The sequence below is a fragment of the Agrobacterium salinitolerans genome (genome assembly GCF_027498475.1).
In the GTDB taxonomy this organism is placed as follows: Bacteria; Pseudomonadota; Alphaproteobacteria; order Rhizobiales; family Rhizobiaceae; genus Agrobacterium; species Agrobacterium salinitolerans.
The window spans coordinates 865,023-890,460 of record NZ_JAPZLN010000001.1 but is presented as its reverse complement, the minus strand read 5'-3'; the positions used below and the strand labels follow the sequence as shown (position 1 = coordinate 890,460).

26 protein-coding genes and 1 tRNA gene are annotated in these 25,438 nt (G+C 59.8%); 18 read left to right on the top strand and 9 right to left on the bottom strand.

The features are described 5' to 3' along the window. Positions 1 to 5 precede the first annotated feature (5 nt). The 3 genes from ilvN (at position 6) to O9X91_RS04375 (ending at position 1,717) form a co-directional block, all read left to right on the top strand. Positions 6 to 578: an acetolactate synthase small subunit gene (gene ilvN, locus O9X91_RS04385; protein WP_003507555.1), complete on the top strand. Its 573-nt coding sequence runs from the start codon at positions 6 to 8 to the stop codon at positions 576 to 578. 244 nt (positions 579 to 822) lie between these two features. Further along, positions 823 to 1,191 (top strand): ArsR/SmtB family transcription factor, encoded by a 369-nt coding sequence (locus O9X91_RS04380; protein ID WP_077981776.1) that lies wholly within the window; start codon positions 823 to 825, stop codon positions 1,189 to 1,191. Beyond that, positions 1,184 to 1,717, top strand: coding sequence for an SRPBCC family protein (locus tag O9X91_RS04375; protein ID WP_077981720.1), 534 nt, complete (start codon positions 1,184 to 1,186; stop codon positions 1,715 to 1,717). The genes O9X91_RS04380 and O9X91_RS04375 overlap by 8 nt, the downstream gene beginning before the upstream one ends. A gap of 140 nt (positions 1,718 to 1,857) precedes the next feature. Here the strand turns inward: O9X91_RS04375 and O9X91_RS04370 are convergent, their stop codons facing one another. Next, the gene (locus tag O9X91_RS04370) at positions 1,858 to 2,703 is read right to left on the bottom strand and encodes an aldo/keto reductase (RefSeq protein ID WP_142911588.1); all 846 of its coding nucleotides are present in this window, start codon (positions 2,701 to 2,703) and stop codon (positions 1,858 to 1,860) included. Between the two features lie 163 nt (positions 2,704 to 2,866). Between O9X91_RS04370 and O9X91_RS04365 the strand changes: the two genes are divergently transcribed. Further along, positions 2,867 to 3,460, top strand: a complete 594-nt coding sequence (locus O9X91_RS04365; RefSeq protein WP_142911587.1) for a LysE family translocator — start codon at positions 2,867 to 2,869, stop codon at positions 3,458 to 3,460. A gap of 6 nt (positions 3,461 to 3,466) precedes the next feature. Here O9X91_RS04365 and O9X91_RS04360 read toward each other — a convergent pair whose 3' ends face one another. The 3 genes from O9X91_RS04360 to O9X91_RS04350 are packed head-to-tail and all read right to left on the bottom strand — an operon-like array spanning position 3,467 to position 5,167. Then, the gene (locus tag O9X91_RS04360) at positions 3,467 to 4,255 is read right to left on the bottom strand and encodes an anti-sigma factor family protein (RefSeq protein ID WP_142911586.1); all 789 of its coding nucleotides are present in this window, start codon (positions 4,253 to 4,255) and stop codon (positions 3,467 to 3,469) included. Further along, positions 4,252 to 4,809: an RNA polymerase sigma factor gene (locus tag O9X91_RS04355; protein WP_162520297.1), complete on the bottom strand. Its 558-nt coding sequence runs from the start codon at positions 4,807 to 4,809 to the stop codon at positions 4,252 to 4,254. The genes O9X91_RS04360 and O9X91_RS04355 overlap by 4 nt, the downstream gene beginning before the upstream one ends. Further along, positions 4,793 to 5,167 carry a COG4315 family predicted lipoprotein gene (locus tag O9X91_RS04350; protein WP_162520296.1) on the bottom strand — a complete coding sequence of 125 codons (375 nt, stop codon included), beginning with the start codon at positions 5,165 to 5,167 and terminating at the stop codon, positions 4,793 to 4,795. Before O9X91_RS04350 ends, O9X91_RS04355 begins: the two co-directional genes overlap by 17 nt. A 148-nt stretch (positions 5,168 to 5,315) precedes the next feature. On the opposite strand from O9X91_RS04350, the gene O9X91_RS04345 reads away from it, so the two are divergent. The 3 genes from O9X91_RS04345 to O9X91_RS04335 all read left to right on the top strand — a co-directional run bounded on the left by O9X91_RS04345 (position 5,316) and on the right by O9X91_RS04335 (position 7,360). After that, on the top strand, positions 5,316 to 5,675 hold the full coding sequence (locus tag O9X91_RS04345; RefSeq protein ID WP_162520295.1) for an ArsR/SmtB family transcription factor: 360 nt from the start codon (positions 5,316 to 5,318) through the stop codon (positions 5,673 to 5,675). Then, entirely contained in the window at positions 5,672 to 6,154 is a 483-nt protein-coding gene (locus tag O9X91_RS04340) for an SRPBCC family protein (RefSeq protein ID WP_142911584.1), read from the top strand. Before O9X91_RS04345 ends, O9X91_RS04340 begins: the two co-directional genes overlap by 4 nt. A 78-nt stretch (positions 6,155 to 6,232) precedes the next feature. Then, positions 6,233 to 7,360: an ATP-dependent DNA helicase gene (locus O9X91_RS04335; protein ID WP_077981728.1), complete on the top strand. Its 1,128-nt coding sequence runs from the start codon at positions 6,233 to 6,235 to the stop codon at positions 7,358 to 7,360. Here the strand turns inward: O9X91_RS04335 and O9X91_RS04330 are convergent, their stop codons facing one another. Then, complete coding sequence (locus tag O9X91_RS04330) at positions 7,361 to 8,059, bottom strand: MerR family transcriptional regulator (protein ID WP_137410655.1); 699 nt, start codon at positions 8,057 to 8,059, stop codon at positions 7,361 to 7,363. A gap of 235 nt (positions 8,060 to 8,294) precedes the next feature. On the opposite strand from O9X91_RS04330, the gene O9X91_RS04325 reads away from it, so the two are divergent. Continuing rightward, a complete protein-coding gene (locus O9X91_RS04325) occupies positions 8,295 to 9,050 on the top strand; it encodes a pyridoxine 5'-phosphate synthase (protein ID WP_142911583.1) in 756 nt (251 codons plus the stop codon). 72 nt (positions 9,051 to 9,122) lie between these two features. Next, positions 9,123 to 10,388 (top strand): NAD(P)/FAD-dependent oxidoreductase, encoded by a 1,266-nt coding sequence (locus tag O9X91_RS04320; protein WP_142911582.1) that lies wholly within the window; start codon positions 9,123 to 9,125, stop codon positions 10,386 to 10,388. Between the two features lie 68 nt (positions 10,389 to 10,456). On the opposite strand, the gene O9X91_RS04315 is transcribed toward O9X91_RS04320, so the two are convergent. Next, positions 10,457 to 11,503 carry an NAD(P)-dependent alcohol dehydrogenase gene (locus O9X91_RS04315; protein ID WP_077981731.1) on the bottom strand — a complete coding sequence of 349 codons (1,047 nt, stop codon included), beginning with the start codon at positions 11,501 to 11,503 and terminating at the stop codon, positions 10,457 to 10,459. 190 nt (positions 11,504 to 11,693) lie between these two features. Between O9X91_RS04315 and O9X91_RS04310 the strand changes: the two genes are divergently transcribed. From O9X91_RS04310 to ilvC, 3 genes are all read left to right on the top strand, one after another. Next, entirely contained in the window at positions 11,694 to 12,602 is a 909-nt protein-coding gene (locus tag O9X91_RS04310; RefSeq protein WP_077981732.1) for an AraC family transcriptional regulator, read from the top strand. 402 nt (positions 12,603 to 13,004) lie between these two features. Continuing rightward, positions 13,005 to 13,658 carry a TetR/AcrR family transcriptional regulator gene (locus O9X91_RS04305; protein ID WP_077981733.1) on the top strand — a complete coding sequence of 218 codons (654 nt, stop codon included), beginning with the start codon at positions 13,005 to 13,007 and terminating at the stop codon, positions 13,656 to 13,658. Positions 13,659 to 13,707: 49 nt separating this feature from the next. Then, complete coding sequence (ilvC, locus tag O9X91_RS04300; protein ID WP_077981734.1) at positions 13,708 to 14,727, top strand: ketol-acid reductoisomerase; 1,020 nt, start codon at positions 13,708 to 13,710, stop codon at positions 14,725 to 14,727. Positions 14,728 to 14,795: 68 nt separating this feature from the next. Here ilvC and O9X91_RS04295 read toward each other — a convergent pair whose 3' ends face one another. Then, a complete protein-coding gene (locus tag O9X91_RS04295; RefSeq protein WP_269833429.1) occupies positions 14,796 to 15,827 on the bottom strand; it encodes an endonuclease/exonuclease/phosphatase family protein in 1,032 nt (343 codons plus the stop codon). Positions 15,828 to 15,933: 106 nt separating this feature from the next. Beyond that, complete coding sequence (locus O9X91_RS04290) at positions 15,934 to 16,386, bottom strand: RbsD/FucU family protein (protein WP_077981780.1); 453 nt, start codon at positions 16,384 to 16,386, stop codon at positions 15,934 to 15,936. Between the two features lie 273 nt (positions 16,387 to 16,659). Here O9X91_RS04290 and O9X91_RS04285 point away from each other — a divergent pair, with 273 nt between their 5' ends. From O9X91_RS04285 to O9X91_RS04265, 5 genes are all read left to right on the top strand, one after another. Further along, positions 16,660 to 17,904, top strand: coding sequence for an aminotransferase-like domain-containing protein (locus tag O9X91_RS04285; protein WP_142911580.1), 1,245 nt, complete (start codon positions 16,660 to 16,662; stop codon positions 17,902 to 17,904). Between the two features lie 335 nt (positions 17,905 to 18,239). Then, entirely contained in the window at positions 18,240 to 19,223 is a 984-nt protein-coding gene (locus O9X91_RS04280; RefSeq protein WP_077981738.1) for an ABC transporter substrate-binding protein, read from the top strand. A 9-nt stretch (positions 19,224 to 19,232) separates the two neighbouring features. After that, complete coding sequence (locus tag O9X91_RS04275; RefSeq protein WP_269833430.1) at positions 19,233 to 20,927, top strand: ABC transporter permease; 1,695 nt, start codon at positions 19,233 to 19,235, stop codon at positions 20,925 to 20,927. Next, the gene (locus O9X91_RS04270) at positions 20,915 to 21,943 is read left to right on the top strand and encodes an ABC transporter ATP-binding protein (RefSeq protein ID WP_269833431.1); all 1,029 of its coding nucleotides are present in this window, start codon (positions 20,915 to 20,917) and stop codon (positions 21,941 to 21,943) included. The genes O9X91_RS04275 and O9X91_RS04270 overlap by 13 nt, the downstream gene beginning before the upstream one ends. A gap of 270 nt (positions 21,944 to 22,213) precedes the next feature. After that, a complete protein-coding gene (locus tag O9X91_RS04265) occupies positions 22,214 to 23,323 on the top strand; it encodes an endonuclease/exonuclease/phosphatase family protein (RefSeq protein ID WP_142911576.1) in 1,110 nt (369 codons plus the stop codon). 9 nt (positions 23,324 to 23,332) lie between these two features. Here O9X91_RS04265 and O9X91_RS04260 read toward each other — a convergent pair whose 3' ends face one another. Further along, positions 23,333 to 25,072: a GGDEF domain-containing protein gene (locus tag O9X91_RS04260; RefSeq protein WP_142911825.1), complete on the bottom strand. Its 1,740-nt coding sequence runs from the start codon at positions 25,070 to 25,072 to the stop codon at positions 23,333 to 23,335. A 213-nt stretch (positions 25,073 to 25,285) separates the two neighbouring features. Here O9X91_RS04260 and O9X91_RS04255 point away from each other — a divergent pair. Next, a tRNA-Thr gene (locus O9X91_RS04255) sits at positions 25,286 to 25,361 on the top strand. Positions 25,362 to 25,438 lie beyond the last annotated feature (77 nt).

Sequence of the window (25,438 nt, the reverse complement as noted above, 5' to 3'; positions counted from 1 at the left end):
AGGACATGAACGCACACCTACAACCCACCGGCTCGGCCTATTTCATCCAGAAGGAAACGGCCGCCGTCGAAAATCACACGCTGTCGGTTCTCGTCAGCAACGAGCCGGGCGTCCTCGCCCGGGTCATCGGCCTGTTTTCAGGCCGCGGCTACAATATCGAAAGCCTGACGGTTTCGGAAACGGAACATGAGGCACATCTGTCGCGCATCACCATCGTCACGCGCGGCACGCCCATCGTGCTGGAGCAGATCAAGGCGCAGCTGGAACGCATCGTTCCGGTGCACCGGGTTCTCGATCTCACCGTCCGTGCCCGCGAACTCGGGCAGGAACGGCCGATCGAGCGCGAAGTGGCGCTGATCAAGGTTGCCGGCACGGGCGAAGTCCGCGCCGAAGCGCTGCGGCTTGCCGATGCGTTTCAGGCCAAGGTGGTGGATGCGACGGTGGAGCATTTCATCTTCGAGATCACCGGCAAGTCTTCGAAGATCGATCAGTTCGTGGCCATCATCAAGCCGCTCGGCCTGATCGAGATTTGCCGCACGGGTATTGCCGCGATGAACCGCGGTTCGCAGGGGATGTGAGCGACGCAATCTTGCGACAGGCTTCTCGCTAAACCGACGTCATCCTCGGGCTTGACCCGAGGATCCATGCCTTCAACGGCTGTGGATCCTCGCCTCAAGGGCGAGGATGACGGATGAGAGATATTTAACCTTTGTCAGCAGTCTGACCCGCGGTTTGCCGCGGGTTTTTTTATGGAATTCGTTTCGCGGATTGATATTCAACCATATGGTTGACTTTCTCGGCTAAGGCACTATATTCAACAACATGGTTGAATTATCCGCTTCACATCTCGACACTGTCTTTCACGCCCTTGGCGACGCAACGCGACGCACGATGTTGCGCGATCTTTCGCGTGGCGAGCGAACGGTGAGCCAGTTGGCTCAGCCGTTCGAGATATCGCTCGCTGCGGCTTCAAAGCACATCAAGGCGCTGGAAAACGCGGGTCTCATCCGCCGCGAGGTGAGGGGGCGTATCCATGTCTGCCGCCTTGCGCCGGAACGGCTGGAAGAAGCGTATGAATGGCTGGATTTCTACCGGCAGTTCTGGGGCAGCCGCCTCGATATTCTTGAGCAGATGCTCAGGGAGGAAGATCAGGGAAAAATCCCTGCAGATGGAGGAAATGACAATGGCTGATATTGCAATGCCTGAAACCTATGGCCGTCTCGTCGAGCCGACCACCTTAAAGATCGAACGGCTGCTACCGGGGCCGATCGAGCGGGTATGGGCCTATCTGACACAAAGCGAGCTTCGCCGCCGCTGGCTGGCTTCCGGTGAAATGCGGCTTGCGCCAGATGCGCCGTTCGAACTCGTCTGGCGTAACGATGAGCTTTCCGACCCGCCGGGCCATCGCCCGGAAGGCTTTTCCGAAGAGGAAAAGATGGCGTCCCGCATCATTACCGTCGTTCCACCGCATCGCCTTGTCTTCAGTTGGGGCGAGGGCGGAGAGGTGTCAATCGAGCTTCAGGCTCTGGGCAAGGATGTGCTTCTGACGCTTACTCATCGCCGGCTGGTTGGCAGGAAGACCAAGCTCGATGTCAGCGCCGGCTGGCATGTGCATCTCGATATTCTCGCCGCCCGTCTTCAGGAAAAGGAACCGGCACCTTTCTGGGATACGTGGCTGGCGTTGAAAGAGGAATACGAACCCCGCATACCGTCATAAAGCCCCGGGTACTATTTGACCGACGGCGCGGCTTGCCGCGCCGTTATTGCGGTTTCGAAAGCTGGCGGTTCCCGGTTCTCACATTCCGATTCAACCGCTTCAGAGCCTGATTCCGAAATGCCTGCTAACGCCCTGTTGCGTCACAGCATTTCCAGCGCCGTCTTGCGCGTCGGCGGCGGGAAGGCGGCGTCGAGGGCGGTCCAGTCTTCCTCGGTTATTTCAAGATCGGTGGCGCCGCGATTTTCCGTGATACGGGACACGCTGGCGGATTTGGGAATGGCGATGACACCGTCCCTGTCCAAAAGAAAGGCCAGAGCCAATTGCGCCGGTGTCGCCTGATAGGCTTTGGCGATGCGGATGAGTTCGTGGTTCTTCAGGATACGACCCTGCTCGATGGGGGAATAGGCCATTAGCGGCACGCCGTGCTGCTGGCACCAGGGCAGAAGGGAAAATTCCGGCCCGCGCCGGGAGAGGTTGTAGAGCACCTCATTGGCGGCGCAGTTTTTGCCCTCGGGAACCGCGAAAAGCTCTTCCATATCGTCGGTGTCGAAATTGGAAACCCCCCAATTGCCGATCTTGCCATCGCTTTTCAGCCTTTCGAAAGCCGCCACGGTTTCTGCAAGCGGGTGTTCGCCGCGCCAGTGCAGCAGGTAGAGGTCGATGTGATCGGTGCCGAGCCTTGTGAGGCTGCGCTCGCAGGCTTCCGCAGTGCCTCTGGCGCTGGCGTTCCACGGATAGACCTTGCTGACCAGAAACACCTCGTCGCGGCGGCCGGCGATTGCCGTTCCGACCACTTCTTCCGACCGGCCGTCCGCATACATTTCCGCGGTATCGACCAGCGTCATGCCGAGATCAAGTGCTTTGCGGATGCTTTTAACCTCGTCGTCTGCCGATGACCTCGTCTCGCCCATGTTCCAGGTGCCGAGGCCGAGGGCTGGAACCTCTTTTCCGGAGGGCAGGGTGACGGCAGGAATATCTTCATGCATGGTTTTGCTCCAGCGGTTGTCGATTGGACAATAGTCCCTTGTGTCGACTTCTCAAACCCATGGCCAACATGATCGATCCATCAAAAAATTTGACTTCGTCCATCGATCCGGCGGGGTGGCCTGACGATGGCCTGGCAGATAGGATTTGGCTCAAGGAGAGGTCATGACTGTCGAAACTTTCATCGCGCTGGTGCTGTTTGCCTTCACCACCTCCATCACGCCCGGCCCGAACAATATGATGCTGTTTGCGTCAGGCGTGAATTTCGGTTTCCGCCGCACCATCCCGCATATGCTGGGCATTGGCGCAGGGTTTCTGTCGCTGCTGATCGGGGTCGGCTTCGGTCTCGGCGCGTTGCTGCATTCCGTGCCCGCGTTGTACACGGGGCTGAAATTCGCGGGCGGGCTCTATCTCGTCTGGATTGCGTGGAAGATCGGCACCTCCCGCAGCCTCAGCGAAGGTTCATCCGCATCCGAGCCGATGAGTTTTCTCGCCGCGGCCGCCTTTCAGTGGGTCAATCCCAAGGCCTGGGTGATGGCGGTTGCGGCGATGGCGACCTATACGGATGAGCGGCAATATTTCCTTACCGTGCTTCTAGTTGGCGTGGCTTTCGCCGCAGTCAATCTTCCCAGCGTATCCATCTGGGCCGGTTTCGGCTCTGTGCTGCGCGACTGGCTGTCGGTTCCGGTTCGGCTTAAATGGTTCAACATCACCATGGCTGTCCTGCTCGTCATCAGCCTCTGGCCAATGCTGAAATAACAGACCTCACGTCGGAAACTGCCGGTAACATTCCTCGGCGATTGCCTGCACCTCGTCGCGCGACAGTTCGGCGGAAACGGCATAACCCAGCTCATTGTCGATCCAGTAGAAGGTCTCGACGCCATCGGCGCTGGCCATGCGGAAGCTGGTGGTGCGGTTTTCCTCGTTGTGGCCGATCAGCACGGTCACCCGGCGGCCGGTCTTGTCCTGATACATCAGCATCGCGCCCGGCTTGCCGCTGACGGGGATGAGACGCCCGCCGACGAGGTCGTATCCGATCTTCGACAGGTCGGGGATGGCAAAGGGATAACCGAGCCGTTTGCCGAGCCATGTTGCAAGATGCTGGCGTTCTCCGGCGCCGACTTCGACGGGGTGACGCACCTCGCTTGCATAGATGAGATAAGCGGATTTCGCCTGTGCCGGAATATCTGTCCTCAGCGACGCCAGGGTCACGTCCTGTGGCGTCGAAAAAGATGGGGGCAGCAGTCTGCCGGCTGCAGCGCCCGCCAGGAAGATCAGCAAGGCCGCAGCCGTCTGGAGGAGGGCCGGTTTCAGCCGCCATGCGCGATCCTTCTTTTGCGGGCTGAGTAGCGATGCGTCATGCGGATGTGCGGCGGCATAGGAAGCGAAGGCATTGCGCAAAATGTCGGCCTGTTTTTTCCATGCCTCCACGCGGGCCTGCTCCTCCGGTCTTTCAGCCAGCCAGGCCTCGACAGCCGCGCGTTCGTCGTCGGAAAGAAGTCCGTCGACATAGGCGTGCAGATCGTCTTCGGTTATGGCGTCCGGCCGTTTCATCGTGGTCTCCGCAGGGGTATGATATTATCCGCCGCAAGATGCTGGCGAAGGGTTTCGCGGGCGCGGGACAGTCTGGACATGACGGTGCCGAGCGGGATCGACAATGTCTCTGCCGCCTCCTGATAGCTGTAGCCCTCCACCGTCACCAGCATCAGCACGGCGCGCATGTCCGGCGAAAGAAGGGCGAGTGCGCTGTGCAGCCGGTCGTTCTCCAGCGTGTCGGAGAACGTCTCCGCGCCAGCGATGCTCTCATGGCCGTCCAGGCTTTCGGACGGGTGGCGTTTCTCTGCGCGGTGGCGGTTGCGATAAAGATTCGTCATTATCGTGTAAGCCCATGTTTTCAAAGCCGTTCCACGCCATTGCCTTTTATTGGCCAGCGCCTTTTCCACGCAGTCCTGCAAGAGGTCCTCACCATCGGCATCGGAACGGGAAAGGCTGCGGGAATAACGGCGCAGCATGGGTATCAGCGCCAGCATCTCCGTTTCGAAGCTGCCGGCTGCGGGGGAATTACTCCCCCGCTTTTCGTCCTTCATGCCGTCAGGGTTTTGCGGCATCCCATACACCGTTCACACCGTCGCCGGTGGCGTCGCCTTTTTTCATGTCCTTGACCCAGTAATAAAGCGGCATGCCATCCTTCGCCCATTGCATTTTGCCGTCCTTGCGCTTCACGAGGGAATAGGCGCCCTCGGCCTTGTCGCTGGCGGCTGCGAAAAATGGCGGCCAGTTCACCGCGCATTTGTCATAACAATTGGATACGCCCTTCTTGTCGTTCTTGAAAGTGTAGAGCGTCATGCCTTTTTCGCCCGCCAGCACATCGCCCTTGGCGGTCTTGACGGTTTCGACCATAGGGGCGGCATAGGCCGTTCCGGCAAAAGCCAGAACGAGGGCGGGAACGATAAAGCGGATCTTCATGGGTATATCCTCCTTGGTTCGGGCGGGCTCAAGCCGCCAGCACATCAAGAGACACCGCAGCCCCACGGATTATTCCCTGCGGCAACGAATTTTTGCGATTTTTAAACTTATCCATTGAGCTAACTATTTTGATATGATAGTTAGCCTTATGGAAAACTATTCAGGCGCGCTCGACGACATCTTCCAATCTCTTGCCGATCCGACCCGCAGAGCAGTGATCCTGAGGCTGGGCGGCGGGGAGGCGAGCGTCGGAACGCTGGCCGAGCCCTTCGACATGGCTCTGCCTTCCTTCATGAAACATATTCGCCAGCTGGAGGAGGCGGGGCTGATCGTGACGCGCAAGCAGGGGCGTGTCCGGTTCTGCGCGCTGGAGAAACAGAGGTTTTCCATGCTCGATGGCTGGTTGTCGCAACAACGCGCCATCTGGGAAGGCCGCACCGACCGGCTCGAACAATTCGTCATGGCGCAACAGGACAGGGTGTCCAGCAAAGGGGAGAATGAGCAATGACCGAGACTTTCAATCCCGATCTTGACCTGAAGATTTCACGCATCATCAGGGCGCCGCGCCGGCTCGTCTGGAATGCCTGGACGGACAAGGCCAGCCTCGAACAATGGTGGGTGCCGCATCCCGGCCAATGCCGTGTCGACCGTATGGAGCTTTATCCCGGCGGCGCTTTCGAGACGCGCTACAGCGAAGACGGCAAGGAATTTGGCCAGCATGTCAGCGGCTGTTTTCTGGCGGTGGATCATGAGCAGCGTCTCATCTTCACCGATGCGCTGACCGCAGGTTTTCGCCCCTCCGCCCAGCCGTTCCTCACCGCCGTGATGACATTTCGCGATCATCCTGATGGCATGGAATATGTGGCCTATGCCATGCACAATAACCCTGGGGATCGTGACAGGCACGCGGAGATGGGCTTCTTCGACGGATGGAACACGGTTGCGGAGCAGCTGGCGCAGCTTGTCGAGCGACAGGCGATCAATTGAGCCTTCATATTGGCGAGATGATTCATCTTTCGTTCTTTTTCTGTTGCGCATGACGCTCGAATCCTGCGATGAGGGCGCATGTTATTTTCACCGCAACAGGACGAAGCGCTGAAGGCTGTTTCCCGCTGGCTGAAGGAAGGCCGGACGCCGGTTTTCCGGCTGTTCGGTTATGCCGGGACGGGCAAGACGACGCTTGCCAAGCATTTTGCGGAAAATGTCGATGGCGAGGTGCTGTTTGCGGCCTTCACTGGCAAAGCCGCGCAGGTGCTGCGTTCGCGTGGCGCCACCAACGCCCGCACCATCCATTCGCTGATCTACCGCCCGCGCGGCGAAGAAACTGTCGAAGACGAGGAAACCGGCAAGACCTCGATTGCGCCGATGTTCTCCATCAACCGGCAAAGCCCGCTCGCCAAGGCGGCGCTGATCATCATCGATGAATGTTCGATGGTGGACGAGCAGCTCGGCAGGGATCTGATGAGTTTCGGCACCCCGATCCTCGTGCTCGGCGATCCCGGCCAGTTGCCGCCGGTTTCGGGCGGCGGCTTCTTTACCGAACAGGAGCCGGATTATCTGCTGTCGGAAATCCACCGCCAGGCCAAGGACAATCCCATCATCCATCTTGCCATGGATGTGCGGGAAGGCCGGGAGATCATGCGCGGTGACTATGGTTCCGCGCAGGTGATCTCCAAGTCAGAGGTGACGCAGTCGCTGGTGCTCGATGCCGATCAGGTGCTGGTCGGAACCAACCGCACCCGCCGTCGCTACAATCAGCGGCTTCGCGAGCTGAAGGGCTTTACCGCCGATTATCCGCAATCCGGCGACAAGCTGGTCTGCCTCCGGAACGATCCCGCCAAGGGGCTGCTCAACGGCTCGCTATGGCAGGTAATGAGCTCTTCGCGCGAGACGGTGAAACCCGGCATCAACCTGATGATCCGGCCCGAAGACGACGATATGGATCGTGGTGCTGCCAAGATCAAATTGCTGAAGGCGGCCTTCGAGGATGTGGAGACCGAAATTCCGTGGTCCACGCGCAAGCGTTATGATGAATTCGATTTCGGCTATGCGCTGACCGTGCACAAGGCGCAGGGTTCGCAGTGGAACAATGTGGTTCTCTTCGACGAGAGCTATGCGTTCCGGGACTCGCGCGAAAGGTGGCTCTATACCGCCATTACCCGCGCGGCGGAGACCCTGACGATCGTGCGTTGATCAGGCGCGGATGACGCCGAGCAGAACCGCCTTGGCGACCGCCTGAAAGCGGTTGCTGGCATTGAACTTGCCGATGATCGTCGCCTCGAGAACATGGAGATCGCTGCCCGAAAGACCAAGAGCGCGGGCGAGCCTCACCGGGGCGTAACCCTCCGCCATTAGTTCCAGGCATTTTCGTTCGGTGTCGGTGAGTGCGATGTCCTTTGCCGGCGCCCGTTCCGCGCCGTCCATGCCGTCCGCGTCCGTGTCGGCGACCAGCAGTTCCTCGATCTGCTGGGCCTGGCGCTGAAGGGTGGAAAGCTCGGCGGTCAATTCCCTCTTCCGCTGCCGCAACGCGGCGTGAAATATGTCGTCGGCCTCTTCCTGCGAGAGCGAACGGGCGAGTTTTTCCATGATCTCGGTAATCGCTGCGACGGATATGCCGACTTCGCGACAGACGTTAATGACGGCCATGCGCTGGACGTTGCGGTGGGTATAGACCCGCATCTGGCCGATGCGCTTCGAGGTCAGCAGCGCCTTTTCTTCGTAAAAATGCAGCGTTCGGTGGGTCACCCCGAAGATGTTGGCCATGTCGGCGATGGGCACGGGTTCTGCGGGCAGGGAGGAGGGCAGGCTTATATCCGGTAGAAAGCTGCTGATCCTTAGATTGGGTTTGTCCTCGTCGCCGTGACTTTCGAACGGCATCCGGCCATCCTGCATTGTCTCCCCCTTCGCGCTCTTTGACAGCGTGCCTGCCTTTTTAAGGTGCCCGTTACTTGTTCCCCCAAGACGGGCATGTTTTTCGATCAAAACCTCATGCCAAACGCTACATCAGAACCGTAACGTGTATTGTCTGTTTTCGTTCCCGCAGTAATAAAAATTTTGCCGGCCTCCTTGCGATCGGCCTCAACCTGCGTGAAACAGGATGTCAATTCCGAACCGGAGCCTCGATGCCATGCCCGCAAAACTTTCTGTCAATCTGAACGCAATTGCGATGTTACGCAACCGTCGCGATCTTCCATGGCCGGATGTCGCGCATTTCGGGCATATTGCACTGGCGGCGGGGGCAAGCGGGCTGACTGTACACCCGCGACCGGATCAGCGCCATATCCGCTTTTCCGATCTGCCGGTGCTGCGCGCCCTGATCGACGACAGTTTTCCCGGCGCGGAATTCAACATCGAAGGTTATCCGACCGAGGATTTCCTCGTTCTTTGCGAGGAAACCCAGCCGGAACAGGTGACGCTTGTGCCTGACGACCCGTCGCAGGCGACGTCCGACCACGGCTGGGATTTCCGCAAGCGCGGCGTTTTCCTGAAAGACGTGGTGGGACGCCTGAAGTCCGGCGGCATGCGCGTCTCGCTTTTTGCCGATGGCGATGGTGAGCGCGAGCCGGTGGAACTGGCGGCCGAGACGGGGGCCTCCCGCATCGAGCTATACACCGGTCCTTATGGCGGCTGTTTTGACGATCCGCAAAAGGCTGATGTGCTCGTCGAGAAGCTCGGGCAGACGGCGGATCATGCCGCAGCACTCGGGCTAGCCGTCAATGCCGGCCATGATCTGACGGTTGCGAACCTGCCCAAGCTGATGAAACGCATTCCCAATCTCGCCGAGGTTTCCATCGGCCACGGGCTGACGGCAGATGCCATGGAATATGGCATGGCTGAAACTGTCCGGCGTTTTTGTCAGGCCTGCGGTCAGCCTAATTCATAACCAAAGTCAATTTTTTCGCCTATGCTTTGCCTTGCGCATGCTCCGTGCGCAGATTTTGGAAGGCAGAGACATATGCAAGAACATCATGTTGTCGTCGTGGGTGGAGGCTTCGGCGGTTTACAACTGGTGCACGGGCTGGAGGGGCTCCCTGTCCGCATCACATTGATCGACCGTCGCAATCACCACCTGTTCCAGCCCCTGCTGTATCAGGTTGCGACGACGGCGCTGGCGACATCGGAAATCGCCTGGCCGATCCGCCATCTTTACCGCGACCGCAAGGAGGTGACGACCCTGCTTGCGGAGGTGACCGGCGTGGACCGGGCGGCGCGGACCGTGCAATTGAATTCCGGCCAGGTAATCGGCTTCGATACGCTGGTGTTGGCCACCGGCGCACGTCACGCCTATTTCGGCCGTGACGAGTGGGAACGTTCGGCCCCCGGCCTCAAGACGCTGGAAGACGCAACCACGATCCGCCGCCGACTGCTTCTGGCCTTCGAAAGGGCCGAACTTGCCACCAGTGAAGAGGAGCGGCAGGCGCTTCTGACCTTCGTCATCATCGGGGCCGGCCCGACCGGCGTGGAAATGGCGGGCATGATCGCCGAACTCGCCCACAGGGCGCTGCCGGCGGAATTCCGCAATGTCGATACGACAAAGGCCCGTGTTCTGCTTGTGGAGGCGGGACCGCGCGTTCTGCCGGTCTTTACGGAGGATCTTTCGACCTATGCGAGGCAAGCGCTTGAGAAGCTCGGCGTCGAGGTTCTGCTCGGCACGCCGGTGACGGCCTGCACGGATGAGGGCGTGACGGTGGGCGAGACCTATTATCCGTGCCGCACCGTCGTCTGGGCCGCCGGTGTGCAGGCATCTCCGGCCGCCAAGTGGCTGAATGCCGCCGGCGACAGGGCAGGGCGTGTCATGGTCGGGCCGCAGCTTCATCTCGAAGACGATGCTGATATCTTCGTCATCGGCGATACCGCCGCCGTCAATCAGGAAAACGGCAAGCCGGTGCCGGGCATTGCGCCCGCGGCAAAGCAGCAGGGCGCCTATGTGGCAAAGGTCATCAAGGCACGGCTGGAGGGCAAGCCGTCACCATCGCCCTTCCGCTACAGCCATCAGGGTAATCTCGCCACCATCGGCAAACGCGCGGCGGTGATCGATTTTGGCCGGTTCAAGCTGAAGGGCGTGCTGGCCTGGTGGATATGGGGGCTTGCCCACATCTACTTCCTGATCGGAACGCGCTCGCGGCTGGCCGTGGCCTGGAGCTGGCTGTGGATTTACCTGAGCGGCCAACACAGTGCGCGGCTGATTACCCAGAAAGAGACGCTGAAGGACGAGGCCTGACGCCTAAAAACAACAAGGGCGGGAAGCATGACTTCCCGCCCTTGTTCATTTGGTCGTCTCTAGGCGTATCACGCGTCGAGCGAGGCCATATCGATGACGAAGCGGTAACGCACGTCGCTCTTCAGCACGCGCTCATAGGCTTCATTGACGTCCTTGATGTCGATCTTTTCGATCTCGGAGACGATGTTGTGCTTGCCGCAGAAATCCAGCATCTCCTGGGTTTCCTTGATCGAGCCGATCATCGAGCCGGCGAGCGAACGACGGCCGGGAATGACCGAGAATGCGTGGACCGGGATCGCATGTTCCGGCACGCCGAGCAGAACCATCGTGCCGTTGACCTTCAGCAGGTTGAGGTAGGCGTTCCAGTCGATTTCGGCGGAAACGGTGCAGAGAATCAGGTCGAAGGTGCCGGCGAGCTTCTCGAAGGTCGAGGCATCGCTGGTGGCGTAATATTCCTTCGCGCCGAGCTTCAGACCGTCTTCCTTCTTCGACAGGGACTGGGAGAGAACGGTGATATCCGCGCCCATAGCCGAACCGATCTTCACGCCCATATGGCCGAGACCACCCATGCCGACGATGGCGACCTTTTTGCCGGGGCCGGCATTCCAGTGATGCAGCGGCGAATAGAGCGTGATGCCGGCGCAGAGAAGCGGCGCAGAGGCATCCAGCGGAAGGTTTTCCGGGATGGAAAGGACGTAGTCTTCCCGGACGACGATATGGTCGGAATAGCCGCCCTGGGTCGCGGTCTTGCCGTCTCTATCGACGGAGTTATAGGTTCCGACGAGACCGGGCATATATTGCTCGTTGTCGAGATCGCGCGTGGCGCAGCCGACGCAGGAATCGACGAAACATCCGACGCCGACATGGTCGCCGACCTTGAACTTCGTGACCTTGGAGCCGACGGCGCGGACGACGCCGGCGATTTCGTGGCCGGGAACGATCGGATAGACGGCGTTTTTCCATTCGTTGCGGACGGTGTGGATGTCCGAGTGGCAGATGCCGGCATATTTGATATCGATGACGACGTCGTCATCGTTTGGCTCGCGGCGTTCGAAGGTGAACGGGGTAAGCGGCTTCGACGCATCGGTCGCAGCATAACCTCTAGCAATGGCCATCTGAATATCCTTATCGAGGGGTTGGGGACGGCGGAATATGCGATGGAAGCGTGAGGCGGCGTTAGAGCGATCCTCCGAGCTTTTTGCACGATCCTGCAAAAAATGCCCCGTGTGCTCTTTGCGGATGTCGGGTGGCTTTCTAGATAAGCAACATCCAATATATCTCTTCCTTCAGTTAAGGGATTTTCCCATGTCTTTGCCGTTCAATGTCTATCGGGAGATCGCCTCCATCGCCGCGCGGCACGTCACGGAGGACGGCGAGGTGCGCACGGCGATAGAATCGCTGGGCATCAGCCGGCGCACGACGCCGAGCGCTCCCTGCCACGGCAGCTATCGTCCCTGTCTCGCCATGGTGATCCAGGGGTCGAAAAGCGTTCAACTCGGAACGGACACCATCAACTACGGCGCGGGGGATTATCTTCTGACCTCGCTTGATCTGCCCGTTGCATGGCGCGTGGTGGAGGCGAGCAGGGAAGTGCCGCATTTCTGCATCTCGCTTGCCGTCGATAGTGAGAAGCTGGTCGATCTCATGCGGCGTGTACCGATCGATCCTGCGGTGGAGCCGACGAATGCGCAGCGCGGCATCGTCGTCAACAGGGCAACACCCGAGCTTCTCGATGCCGCCATACGGCTCCTGCGTTTGCTTGATCGTCCGGCCGACATCGCCGCCATGGCGCCGCTGATCGAACAGGAGATACTTTATCGCATCCTGACCGGACCGGCCGGCGGGCAGCTGATGAACGTCATCGCGTCCGGCAGCCATGGCAATCGCATCGCCCGCGCCATCGCCTGGCTGCGCGAGAATTTCGCGCGACAGTTACGGATCGAAGAACTGGCCGAACAGGTCGGCATGAGCGTCTCGTCCTTCCACCATCACTTCAAGACGATCACGGCCATGACGCCGGTTCAGTATCAGAAGCAGCTTCGCCTGCATGAGGCGCGGCGGCTGATGCTGCTGGAGCGGCTGGATGCCGGCACCGCCGGCCATCGCGTCGGCTACCAGAGCCCTTCGCAGTTCAGTCGTGAATATAGCCGTTTCTACGGATTGTCGCCGTCGCGGGATATTGATGCATCGCGGGAGATCAGCGCGGCCGGGTAGATTGGTTCTTTGGGAAGGTTTTCCATTGCCTACGGAGCGCGGCGTTACCCCCCCTCTGCCCTGCCGGGCATCTCCCCCTCAAGGGGGGAGATCGATCTGCGGCAAGGTCTCGCCCATCTCGAAGCTTGGGAATGAAGCGACAAAAGGGACCCTTGCCGATCTCCCCCCTTGAGGGGGAGATGCCCGGCAGGGCAGAGGGGGTAAAGCTCCACGCGCCGTCTATTTGCTAGCCAACGTATAACCCCCTGAAGTTCCCCGCAAGCTCCCTTTCACACTCCGCCGCACCGCGTCAATTCTCGTCCTCCCCTGAAGAATCCGCTTGACCCCAACGCAGCCTCCGCTTAAATGGCGCTCGAACCGTACCGTACGGTACATTAATTGAGCCCCTGGAGATGAAAAGACTTGGCTTCCGACCCGATCACAGCGCAGGAATTTTCGCCGCGCCAGAACGCCGTTCTGGACCAGGCATTGCGTCTATTGGTCGAGGGCGGCGAGAAAGCGCTCACCACATCCGGGCTGGCGCGTGCGGCCAACTGTTCCAAGGAAAGCCTCTACAAGTGGTTCGGCGATCGCGATGGCCTGCTGGCAGCGATGATCACCTTCCAGCAGAGCAAGGTTCGTACCTTCGAGAAGGCGGGCGACCGCGTCTCCGCGCCGCAGCTTGCCGATCACCTCGAGGTATTCGCGCATGATCTGCTCGACGTTCTGGCGGGCGACGTGTCGCTGGCGCTGAACCGCCTCGCCGTTGGCCAGGCGAGCCGTGACGGCTCCAAGCTCGGCGATCTGCTGCTCGAACGCGGCCGTCGCCAGATCGACCGGCGGGCGCGTGGACTGATCGAAGCGGGTCGCCGTTCCGGCTATCTGCGTTTTGATGATGCCGAGGAGGCATATCGCAGTTTTTACGGCCTCATCGTCTCGGATCTGCATGTGCGCATGCTTCTGGGCGAGGCGCCGGACAAGGATTTTTCCGCCCGGGCAAAAAAGGCGGTCGTCGCCTTTCTGACGCTTTACGGGACGGAAAAGGTACATTCGGAACTCAGCGGCAAACTCGCCTGAGGTTCCGGTTCAGACAACTGAGAGACAAGCATTAGGGAAGGACCATCAAATGCGCGTTTATTATGATCGTGATGCCGATCTCAATCTCATCAAGTCCAAGAATGTCGTCATCGTCGGTTACGGCTCCCAGGGCCGTGCACATGCGCTGAACCTCAAGGATTCCGGCGCCAAGAACGTCGTCATCGCTCTGAAGGCCGGTTCGCCGACCGTCAAGAAGGCCGAAGCCGACGGCTTCAAGGTCATGACCGTCGCCGAAGCCGCCAAGTGGGGCGACCTCCTGATGATGGCGACGCCTGACGAATTGCAGGCCGACATCTACAAGGCCGACATTGCCGGCAACATCCGTGACGGTGCGGCGATTGCTTTCGCACACGGCCTTAACGTTCACTTTGGCCTCATCGAGCCGAAGGCATCGCTCGACGTCGTCATGATCGCACCGAAGGGCCCCGGCCACACGGTTCGCGGCGAATACCAGAAGGGCGGCGGCGTTCCCTGCCTCGTTGCCGTTCATCAGAACGCTTCCGGCAACGCGCTTGAACTCGCGCTCTCCTACGCCTGCGGCGTTGGCGGTGGCCGTTCGGGCATCATCGAAACCAACTTCAAGGAAGAGTGCGAAACCGACCTCTTTGGCGAACAGGTCGTTCTGTGCGGCGGTCTCGTAGAGCTCATCCGCGCCGGTTTCGAAACCCTGGTCGAAGCCGGTTACGCACCGGAAATGGCCTATTTCGAGTGCCTGCACGAAGTGAAGCTGATCGTCGACCTGATCTATGAAGGCGGCATCGCCAACATGAACTACTCGATCTCCAACACGGCCGAGTGGGGCGAATACGTCACCGGTCCGCGCATCATCACCGCTGAAACCAAGGCTGAAATGAAGCGCGTCCTGCACGACATCCAGACCGGCAAGTTCACCTCGGACTGGATGCAGGAATACCGCTCGGGTGCGGCCCGCTTCAAGGGTATCCGCCGCATGAACGACGTTCACCAGATCGAAGAAGTCGGCGCAAAGCTGCGCGGCATGATGCCCTGGATCGGCAAGAACAAGCTGGTGGACAAGGCCGTCAACTAAGCTCCATCGCTTGGTGGAAACTTTGGAGGCCGGGGCGAAAGCTCCGGCCTTTTGTTTTCGATGTGCTCTCACATGATGGCGTCGTCTTCCTCGACGATAACGGAAGCGGGAAAGTGATCGGAAAATCCGCCGAGATTGACGTTTTTGACCGCATCGCCCTTCGACAGGCCGAAGCGGATAGGCCCCTCGTTCTTGCTATGGCTGACCATGGCGGCGATGGCTTCGACTTTCGCGGTTTCCTCACGCACGCTGAAGCCGCTGCTGCCGCTCAGAAGTGATCGGGAAACGAGGATCTGGTCGAAGATATTGGCGTCGCCATTGAAATAGAGCGTGCCATAGATCGTCCTTGCCGTGCCGACTGAATCCACCACGGGCTGGCGCAAATAATTCCAGGCAAGATTGTAGAACATGGCCGATTGCGAATTTTCGACATCGTCGCGCTCGCGGGTGGAATTGGCGTGATAGCGCAGCGAGGCATCGGACGGGTCGTCGTTGAAGTCGCCGAAAGCGATAACGGCGATGTCGTTTCCTTTTTCCTCGCGAATACGCTGGTGCCAGTAGCCGAGCGTTTCGCCGGCGGTCATTCGAAAACCGGCGCTTTCGACCGCGCCACCCGAGCGCGACGGCCAGTGATTGGAAAGCGCAATGAGCTGGCGTCCGCCCTTGGTGATGAAGGTGCATTGGGTAATGTCGCGCGTGCCGGTGCGGCGCATCACGAAATGGCTGAAAATCTCGTTTTCGTTGATCAGCAGCTTTTTGCTGTCATAGATGAAGGCGGTGTCGATGCCGCGCTGGTCTTTGCTGGAATCTGCGTGCACGACGCGATAGGCGCGCTCAGGCATGAGATCGTTCAGATGTTCTGCCAGCGTCTCTAGGACGAAACGGTTCTCGACCTCGCAGACGCCGAGCAGATCTGGCCCGGCACCGCCGATCTGCCGGATGATGATGCCGAGCTGTTTGACCTTGGTCTTGAACAGATCCTCGGTCCAGCCTTTCAGATCGTTCTTCAGCCGCTCGGCAATCCACGGCTCGCGCGCCGGATAACCCTCCGGCGCAAACAGGTTTTCGACATTCCAGAACGCCAGGACATATTGGGTCATGATCCGCACACCTCCGGTTGGGTTTTCAAGCCTAGTGGAAGTTTTTGCCACAACAACTTGAAATTGTCATGAAGGTCGGCGGCTAGCGAAATTTCCTGCCTCCGGCTTATTTTGCCGGCGGGATGACACCCTTCGTCAGCAGGAAGCAGCCGTAGAACCGGGTCTCGCCAGTGGTAATGACGCAATAGGCCTGCTTGGCTTTTTCGTAGAAGGCAAAACGTTCGATTCCGTACATGGGGGCGGGTTTTCCTTCCGCCGCGTCGATTTCCTTCTGCACTTCGGCCTGTACCGGTTCCAGCTGATCGGGCGCGCCCATCACTTCCATGCGGCCGACCGAGGGCTGCAGCGGCGTGTCGAGCGGTAGAACGGACAGGATAGCCTTCATGGCGCGGGCGGCCGAGACGTTGTCGATATGCAGCACCTTGCCGACGGTGGTCTGGCGGGCCACCGAATCGGAAGGGAAATTAGTGTCCGAGATCACCAGCGTATCGCCATGGCCCATGGCGCGCAGCGCGTGCAGAACATCGGCGTTCAGCGCCGGGTCGATATTTTTCAGCATGTCGTTAAACTCCCATGATGCTCTCGCCGGGTTGCGGCGCGCGCGCAATCCAACCGGAAAACCATGCCGCGTCAATCGCAAAGGTGTGATTGTGAAGCTTTGCGCAAGGGTGTATTTGGCTTTGTCCGCAAATCTGGGCGTCGATGCAGGTCGGTTGCGGGCAATGTGCAGGGAGGCAGAAATAATTCGAAAAACTGATAAGTCAGTATTGCTGACATATCGACATTTCTGTAAAGATGCACGCATAAAAACGACACAAGAGGAAACGTACCCATGCTTGATTGGGAACAAATTTTCGCCACGCGCTCTTCGCGCATGAAAGCGTCTGAAATCCGTGAGCTGCTGAAGCTGCTCGAACAGCCTGATATCATCTCCTTTGCCGGCGGCATTCCGGACCCGGCCCTTTTCCCCGCAGAGGAGTTTCAGCAGGCTTACGCGGAAATTTTTTCCGGTTCGCAGGTCAACTCGGCGCTGCAATATTCGGTAAGCGAGGGTTACAAGCCGCTGCGCGAGTGGCTGGCGGGCGAGATGGACAAGATCGGCATCGAATGCACCGCCGACAACGTCTTTATCGTTTCCGGTTCGCAGCAGGGTCTCGATTATCTCGGCAAGTTGTTCCTGTCGCCGAAGGATACGGCGCTGGTGACCTGGCCGACCTATCTCGGCGCGCTTTCCGCCTTCAACGCCTATGAGCCTAATTACGACCAGCTGAACCCCGGCGGTAACCGTACGCCTGAGGCTTACCGCGAAACGGCGGCCAAGCTCGGCGGCGCGGTGAAATTCGCCTATCTCTCGGCCGATTTCTCCAATCCGACCGGCGAAACCGTCGATCTCGCGGGCCGCGAAAAGGTTCTGGCACTGGCTGACGAGTTGGATATCGCCGTCATCGAAGACGCCGCCTATCAGTCGCTGCGTTACGATGGTGAAGCTGTTCCGCCGATCATGGCGCTTGATATCGCCCGCTCTGGCGGCATCGAGAACACCCGCACCATCTATTGCGGCAGCTTTTCGAAGACGCTCGCACCTGGCCTTCGCGTCGGTTACATCGTCGCTTCCGCGCCTGTCATCCGCAAGCTGGTGCTGATGAAGCAGGCCGCCGACCTGCATTCCTCGACCATCAACCAGATCGCCATCGAACGCGTCGCCTCGCGCGGCTTCGACAAGCAGGTGGCCAAGATCAAGGCTGCTTACAGCGCACGACGTGATGCGATGCTGGCAGCACTCGAGAAGTACATGCCGAAGACCACCAGCTGGACGAAGCCGGAAGGCGGCATGTTCATCTGGGTGACGTTACCGGAAGGGATGGATGGCGCGGCGCTGCTGGCCAAATCCATTGCCACGGAAAAGGTCGCCTTCGTTCCCGGTCGCGCCTTCTTTGCGGATGGCTCCGGCACGAACACGCTTCGCATCAGCTTCTCCTGCGCCAATGAGGCGATGATCGAGGAAGGCATGAAGCGGCTCGGGCGGTTGATCGCGACGGCTCAGGCGGAGACGGGTGAGGCGGTTCCGGTGATTTGAGGGGGCTGGCGATGAGGCCTTGAAAGGTGGAGGGTGTGGCTTACCCCCCTCTGCCCTGCCGGGCATCTCCCCCTCAAGGGGGGAGATCAGCAAGACGCTCTACCGTTACTCCCCTCTCAAGCGTCGAGATGGGCGAGGCCTAGCCACAGATCGATCTCCCCCCTTGAGGGGGAGATGCCCGGCAGGGCAGAGGGGGGTAAACCGCGAGTGTTGAGGGGCAATGTTACTCTCAATCCTGACGGCCCCAAGAGATCACACCCCAAAAATCCTGCCTGTCACATACATGTTATGCAATCATGTTTTAGCGGTCCCACGAAACAACAGGGACTGGACCCATGAAAACGCTGCTTTCCGCTTTCACCGCCATCGTATCGCTCGGCTTCATCGCCACCGCCGCCAATGCCGCCGATCTGGTGCTCTACACCAGCCAGCCCAACGAGGACGCGCAGGCGACCGTTGATGGTTTCAAGGCTGCCAACCCCGGTCTCGACGTCGAATGGGTGCGTGACGGAACGCCGAAGATCATGGCCAAGCTGATGGCCGAGATCAATGCCGGCAATCCGGTTGCCGACGTGCTTCTGATCGCCGACACCGTGACGCTGGAGCGCATGAAGCAGGCCGGCCAGCTTCTGGCCCACAAGTCTCCCGAAGCCAAGAATATCGATGCTTCGCTGTATGATGCGGACGGCTTCTATTATTCCACCAAGCTTATTACGACCGGCATCATGTACAACACCGCCGCCGCGATGAAACCGACGAGCTGGAAGGATCTGGCCAAGGCGGAAGCCAAGGGTCTCGTCACCATGCCGAGCCCGCTTACCTCGGGTGCAGCGCTGATCCATGCGCAGACGCTTGCCGCCGCAAACGGTCTCGGCTGGGATTATTACAAGCAGCTTAAGGCCAATGAAGCCATCGCCGGCGGCGGCAATGGCGCGGTTCTGAAGTCCGTTGCGTCAGGCGAAAAGGCCTATGGCGTGGTGGTCGATTACATGCCGATCCGCGAAAAGGCCAAGGGCGCGCCGGTCGAGTTCGTCTTCCCGGAAGAGGGCGTTTCGGCTGTCACCGAGCCGGTCGCGATCATCAAGGGCACCAAGCACGAAGAAGCGGCCAAGAAATTCGTTGATTACGTGCTGTCCGAAAAGGGCCAGCAGGGCTTCGTCAAGCTCGGCTATATCCCGGTGCGCGCCGATGCCGGCATGCCGGAAGGCTTTCCGGCTCGCGACAAGATCAAGGTTCTGCCGCTCAACGCCGCTGACGCGCTGAAGAACTCCGAACAGGACCTGAAGACTTTCTCCGACATTTTCGGCTCCAAGGGCTGATATAGCGGAATGACCCGTTCCAATGCCTATGGAAGCAGCCAGCCGCGCTGGCTGTTTCCTTTTGTAGTGAGTGTCGTTTTCGCGCTGAGCGCCCTGCCGCTCGGGCGGCTCGCCTATACCGGCGTTATCTCGTCGCTGAATGGTGATATATGGCGGCTTCTGGCCGATCCCGCTCTTTGGGGCGCGTCGCTGAATACGCTCTCCACCTCGGTTTTCGGCATGCTGATTTCGCTCGCCATCGGCGGCGCCTTTGCGCTTGCGCTGACGCTCTGCGACATCCGCGGCAAGTCGATCTTAAGTTTCCTGTTCATGCTGCCGATGATGATCCCGCCGCAGGTGACGGCGCTGTCGTGGATCGGCATGACCGGCCCGTCGAGCACGCTGTTGAAGGCCATCGGCCTTGCGCCGGCACTGGGTTCGCCGCAGCCGCTTTATTCGGTTACGGGCATCGCGCTTCTGCTCGGTGTGCAGCATGCGCCGCTCGTCTATCTGTCGCTGCGCGCCGGTCTGCTGGCTTTGCCGCAGGACGGCATCGAGGCTGCCAAGCTCTCCGGCGCTTCGCCGCACCGGGTGCTGTTCGATATTATCCTGCCGCTGTCGACGCCGGGATTGATCGCCGGGGCGGCGATCTCCTTCGTCTCCAATGTCGGCAATTTCGGCATTCCGGCGATCCTTGGCATCCCCGCCTCGATCTTCACTTTGCCGACCTTGATTTACAGCCGTTTTGCCAGTTTCGGCACCAGCACATTCGGCGATATCGCCATTCTCTCCACCATGATCGCCATCATCTCCGTCGCCGGGCTTGCGCTTCAGGAACGGGCGATGAAGGGCAGGGACTATCGCATCATCGGTCTTTCCGGCAAGGCGGCGACATTCCGGCTTGGGCTGTGGCGGGTGCCAGCGGAGCTTGCCCTGTGGCTTGTGCTGTTCTTCATGCTGGTGGCGCCGCTGACGGCGTTGGTGGCAAGCTCGCTTGCGCCCGCCTATGGCGTGCCGCTCAGCCTCAAGACGGCGACGCTGCATGCCTATGAGGAGTTGCTCTATCGGCAGAGCGTGACCCGCACGGCGTTCCGCAATTCGCTGTTTCTGGCGACGGCGACATCCTTATGTCTCCTTGCGGTGACGGTGCTGACGGCTTATTTCCTGGTGCGCGGCAAAAGCCGTTTCATGTTCCTGCTTTCGGCGCTGGTGGATATTCCCTATGCGTTGCCGGGGGTGGTGATTTCCGTCTCCTTCGTGCTGCTTTTCGCCGCTCCCATCCCGCTTGTCGGCATCACGCTCTACGGCACGATCTGGATCATTCTGCTCGCCTATTTCTCCTCCTTCTTCGCCGTCAGCCTGAAACCCATGGTCAGCGCCTTCCTGCAATTCGATCCGTCGCTGGAAGAGGCAGCAAGGCTCTCCGGCGCCGGTTTCTGGCGGCGGCTGAAGGATATCATCCTGCCGCTGGTCGGGCCTGCGGCGGGGGCATCGGTCATCCTTGTTTTCCTGATCGCCTGCAATGAGCTGACGGTTTCGGCGCTGCTGTGGTCGGCCGGTACCCAGACGCTCGGCGTGCTCATTTACAATCTCGATGACAGCGGCAGCTTCGATCTTGCCTCGGCACTTTCGGTGCTTGTCGTCATCATGGTGATTTTCCTCATGGCTCTGCTGGAAATTCTGGGGCGCTATCTGCCGAAAGGAGTCGTCCCTTGGCGAAACTGATCCTCAACCGCCTGTCGAAAAACTTTGGGGCAGGCGCCAAGCCCGCCGTGGACGATGTGTCGCTGACGGTGCGTGACGGCGGCTTCCTGGCGCTGCTCGGGCCTTCCGGCTGCGGCAAGACGACCGTGCTGCGCATGATCGCCGGTTTCGAACAACCGACCGACGGTTCCATCCTGCTCGGCGAGCGGGTGCTGGCCGATGCCGGCAGCATGGTACCGCCGGAGCGTCGCAATATGGCGATGGTGTTCCAGTCCTATGCGCTGTGGCCGCATATGTCGGTTGCCGACAATGCCGGTTATCCCCTGAAGGTGCGTGGTATTTCGGGCGAGAAATATCGTGAGAAGGTGCGCCAGGCGCTGGCCGCTGTCCGCCTCGAGAGTTTTGCGGAGCGCCGTCCCGCCGAATTGTCCGGCGGCCAGCGGCAGCGTGTGGCGCTCGCCCGTTGCCTCGTTACCGAGCCTGACGTGGTGCTGCTCGATGAGCCGCTCGCCAATCTCGACCGGCATCTGCGGCAGGAGATGGAGGAGACATTCCGCGAGTTTCACATCCGTTCCGGCGCGACGATGATCTATGTCACCCATGATCAGGCGGAAGCCATGGCGCTGGCGACCGATGTCGCCGTCATGTCGCAGGGCAAGCTGCTGCAGATTGCGCCGCCGGCGGAGCTTTATGCGCGGCCTGAAGGCAGGCTCGTCGGCTCGCTGGTGGGGCAGGGTGCTATCCTCCGCCTGCCGGTGCCGGACGGAGCATCGCGCGATCTCGACTGGGCCGGGCTTCGGGCCGCGATGGAGAGCGGCGCGCAATTACCGCTGGCGGATATTCTCGTGCGGCCGCAGGATGTGTTGCGGGATGCCGAGGGTATCGATTGCACCGTCACCTCGGTTCTCTACGAGGGGGAGCGGTATGCCCTTCGTCTCGATCTGCCGGATGGGCAGGCGCTCCGGGCCTATTCGCGCGAGGCGGTTGCTGTCGGTGATAGCCTTCCGGTTGCCATTCGTGTGGGCTGGCGGCTTTAACTAAAAAGGATGCCTTCCTCATCCCTGTGCTTGTCACAGGGATCCAGCCAGCCCAAGTCCTTGTGCTGAAAAGAGTCCTCCCCGCCGCGCAGACGCGCGTCGACTGGATTCCTGTGACAAGCACAGGAATGACGTGGGGGAGCATCGGCACGCGGCTCACCAAAACCGACGTCGCGCTTTGGCTAATCCGGTACAGCGCGCCATGCCCCAAATCACTGGCGAGGTCGAACGGGAGCGGCTAAGCTTTCCGTCCAGCAATAGGAATGAAACATGTCGCTTCGGCTTGCCACTTTCAACATCGAAAATCTCCTCACCCGTTTCGATTTCACCGGTTTTCGCAACCAGACGCGGCGCGACAGGGCGATCCAGCTCTTCGATATCAGGGATGAGGCGACCTATCAGGCGCTGGAAAGCGCGCGGATGGTGGCTTCCACCGACGATACGCGCCAGCTTTCGGCGCTCGCCATTGCGGATGCGGATGCGGATATTCTCTGTCTGCAGGAAGTGGACAACATGGCCGCGTTGCAGGCCTTCGAATATGGTTATCTCTATCGTATGGTCGGCAATGGCTACCTGCAGAAATATCTGGTTGAGGGCAATGACGGCCGCGGCATCGATGTGGCCGTCGTCATGCGCGAAGAGACGCGCGACGGTGACAAGATCGAGGTGGTCGACATCAAGAGCCATGCCGCGCTCACCTATCGCAATCTCGATCTCTTCAATCCTGCGCTCGCCGCGACCAACCAGATCGATGACAAGATTTTCAAACGGGATTGCCTGGAAATTGACCTCCGGATCGGCGGCAAACCGCTGACGCTCTACGTCACGCATTTCAAATCCATGACCAATGCCCGCGACGCAGTGGACGCGCGGATCGCCACCATGCCGATCCGCGAGGCGGAGGCCATGGCCGTTCGCCGCATCATCGAAAACCGCTGGGGTGTGGGCAATACCCGCAACAAGAATTTCGCGATCTGCGGCGATATGAATGATTATCAAGAGCGTGTCGCGATTTCCGGCGACAGGCGCAGCGGCTACAGCTTCGAGCCCGTCGAGGAGGAGCGCAGCGCGCTCGATATCTTCACCGCCGATGGTTTCGTGGTCAATCCGATGACGCGCCGTGACGTCATGGATCGCTGGACGCTCTACCATTCACGCGGGCCGCAGGAACAGCATCTGTGCCAGCTCGACTATATCTGGCTGTCGCCACGCCTGGCGGAAACGAACGCCACCCATGTTCCCGACATCATTCGCAATGGACAGCCTTTCCGGACGATATTCCCGCCGGGACAAGAGGTCGAACGTTATCCCCGCACCGGCTGGGATCGCCCGAAGGCTTCCGATCATTGCCCCGTGGTCATGACGCTGGATTTGATCTAGGCGATGCTCCTAGCCGTTCGCGACCTTTGGAAAATAGGTTGCCCAGACCCGGTTGCGGCCCGCGCGCTTGGCTTCGTAAAGCCGGTCGTCGGCGATGGCGATCAACTCGTCCCAACTGTTGATCGCGCGTGCTTCCTGCCAGACCACGCCGAAACTTGCCGTCAGTGACAGGCCGCTTTGCGCGTCGATGGTCTGGGATTCGATCAGGCGGCGAAGACGGTCGGCCGTCGCCGTCGCCGTGGCGTGGCTGACATTCTGCAACACGACGACGAATTCCTCGCCGCCATATCGGGCGAGAATATCATCATTGCGCAAGGCGCTGCGCAACAGGCTCGCGGTCTTCTGAAGCGCGATGTCACCCATGGCATGGCCGTAACGGTCGTTGATCGATTTGAAATGGTCGATATCGACAATCATCACGCCGAGCGACTGACATTGCTCCTCGCCCGTCAATATGGAGCGAACCGCCTTTTCGAGTGCGCGGCGGTTAAAAACGCCCGTCAGCGCATCGGTTTCGGAAAGGGTGCGCAACTGTTCGGCCAGCGCACGCTGCTGGTTTTCCATTTCGCCCTTCTGGCGAAGCTGTTCGCGCAGGAAATCCAGTTCCTCGAACATCTTCTTCACTTCCGGAGCAACCCTGTCCTCATGATTGCCCTCGGAAAGATCACCGCCGGCGATGGCGGCGATCTGCGCCTGAACGGATTGCATCGGCCGGAACAGCGCGGTTTTGTAAACCGATGTCAGCCGCAACAGCACCAGCACAGCAATGCCGGCGAGAAAGAGCGACGTTCCGCCGTAGATCAGGGCCTCGTGCTTTTTCCTTTCGATCCGCGCGCGCGTTTCGGACAGAATGAGGTCGCGCAACGTGTCGGACGACCGCATGCCTGCAATATAGTTTCTGGAGAATTCAAGAGCGCTTGGCTGGGCGGATGGCACGGCCATCACGATCGTATTCTGCGCGTAAAGCAAAGCCTGACTGAAATATTGGGTTTCAAGATCGCGCAATGCCGCGTCCAGTCGCGGCGTCGACAGATAGGCGGCGGTATAATTGGTCAGCGATGCTTTCAGCGACAGCAGGCTCTGCATCTCGGTGTCGAACTTGGCGCGATAACGGAGCTTTTCCTGCCTGTTCGCCTTGAGACTCATGATGACATAAGAGCCGAGGCGACCGATCCGGTCCCGCATCACGCCCGCCGTACCCGTCAGTGCGATGTCGATCGCCACGTCGGGCGTTGCCTTGATGATGGCGCGTGCGGCCCTGCCGCGCAGCAGGTTGACGCTGTCCGCCGCCCTGAACATCGATGAAATCGCGTTGGACATCGCGCCGTGGTTGCGTATGTCAGGGGAGAGCGCGGCGACCTGATCGACCAGTTCTCGCGATTGTTTGAGAGCCTGGCGGGTTTCAGCAAGTGACTTCGCCAGTTCGGGCTGCGTTCTGATATCTTCGGTGAAGGATTTCTCCAGCTCCGACAGCTTGTCGTCCGTTGCCTTGCGCGCGGTCGCAAGCCCTTCGATCAGCCCCTCATCCGGCACGGATGCGCCCATCAGATTATTGGCGGGGCCTCGCTCTGCCGATACCAGCCATGCGGACTGGAGAGCGGTTTCAAAGCGGGTGAGCTGCGCGGCATTGGTGCGATAACGTATATAATTGTAGACGCTGGGCAGCGCGGCAAGGGTTGCCAGCAGGATTGAGCTTACGGCGATGATGATCGTGCCTGTCAGCTGGATTTTCTGTATGCTCGCGCGCATATGATGCGTTGTTCTCACTGGAATGGTCATGTTTCATCGCCATTCTAGTAGCGCTGCGTAAATACTTCGCTTATTTTCCGGGCCCTTTGCTACAATCGCGATCATGCACACAGACCGGCTGGCAACGGTGTGGAAAAGCGGTCTGTCGATGCCATGGCGTCAGTTTTTGCTTTACACCAAGTCAGAATCTGATAGTTGGCAAGGCACTGGCTTGCCCTTGTAGCTCAGTTGGTAGAGCACCTGATTTGTAATCAGGGGGTCGCGGGTTCGAACCCTGCCGGGGGCACCAGTTTTTCGCTTTTGAATCAAGTATTTACGCGAAATCTCAACAACATCCATTTTACAGCCTGCCGCGCGTTTTACATT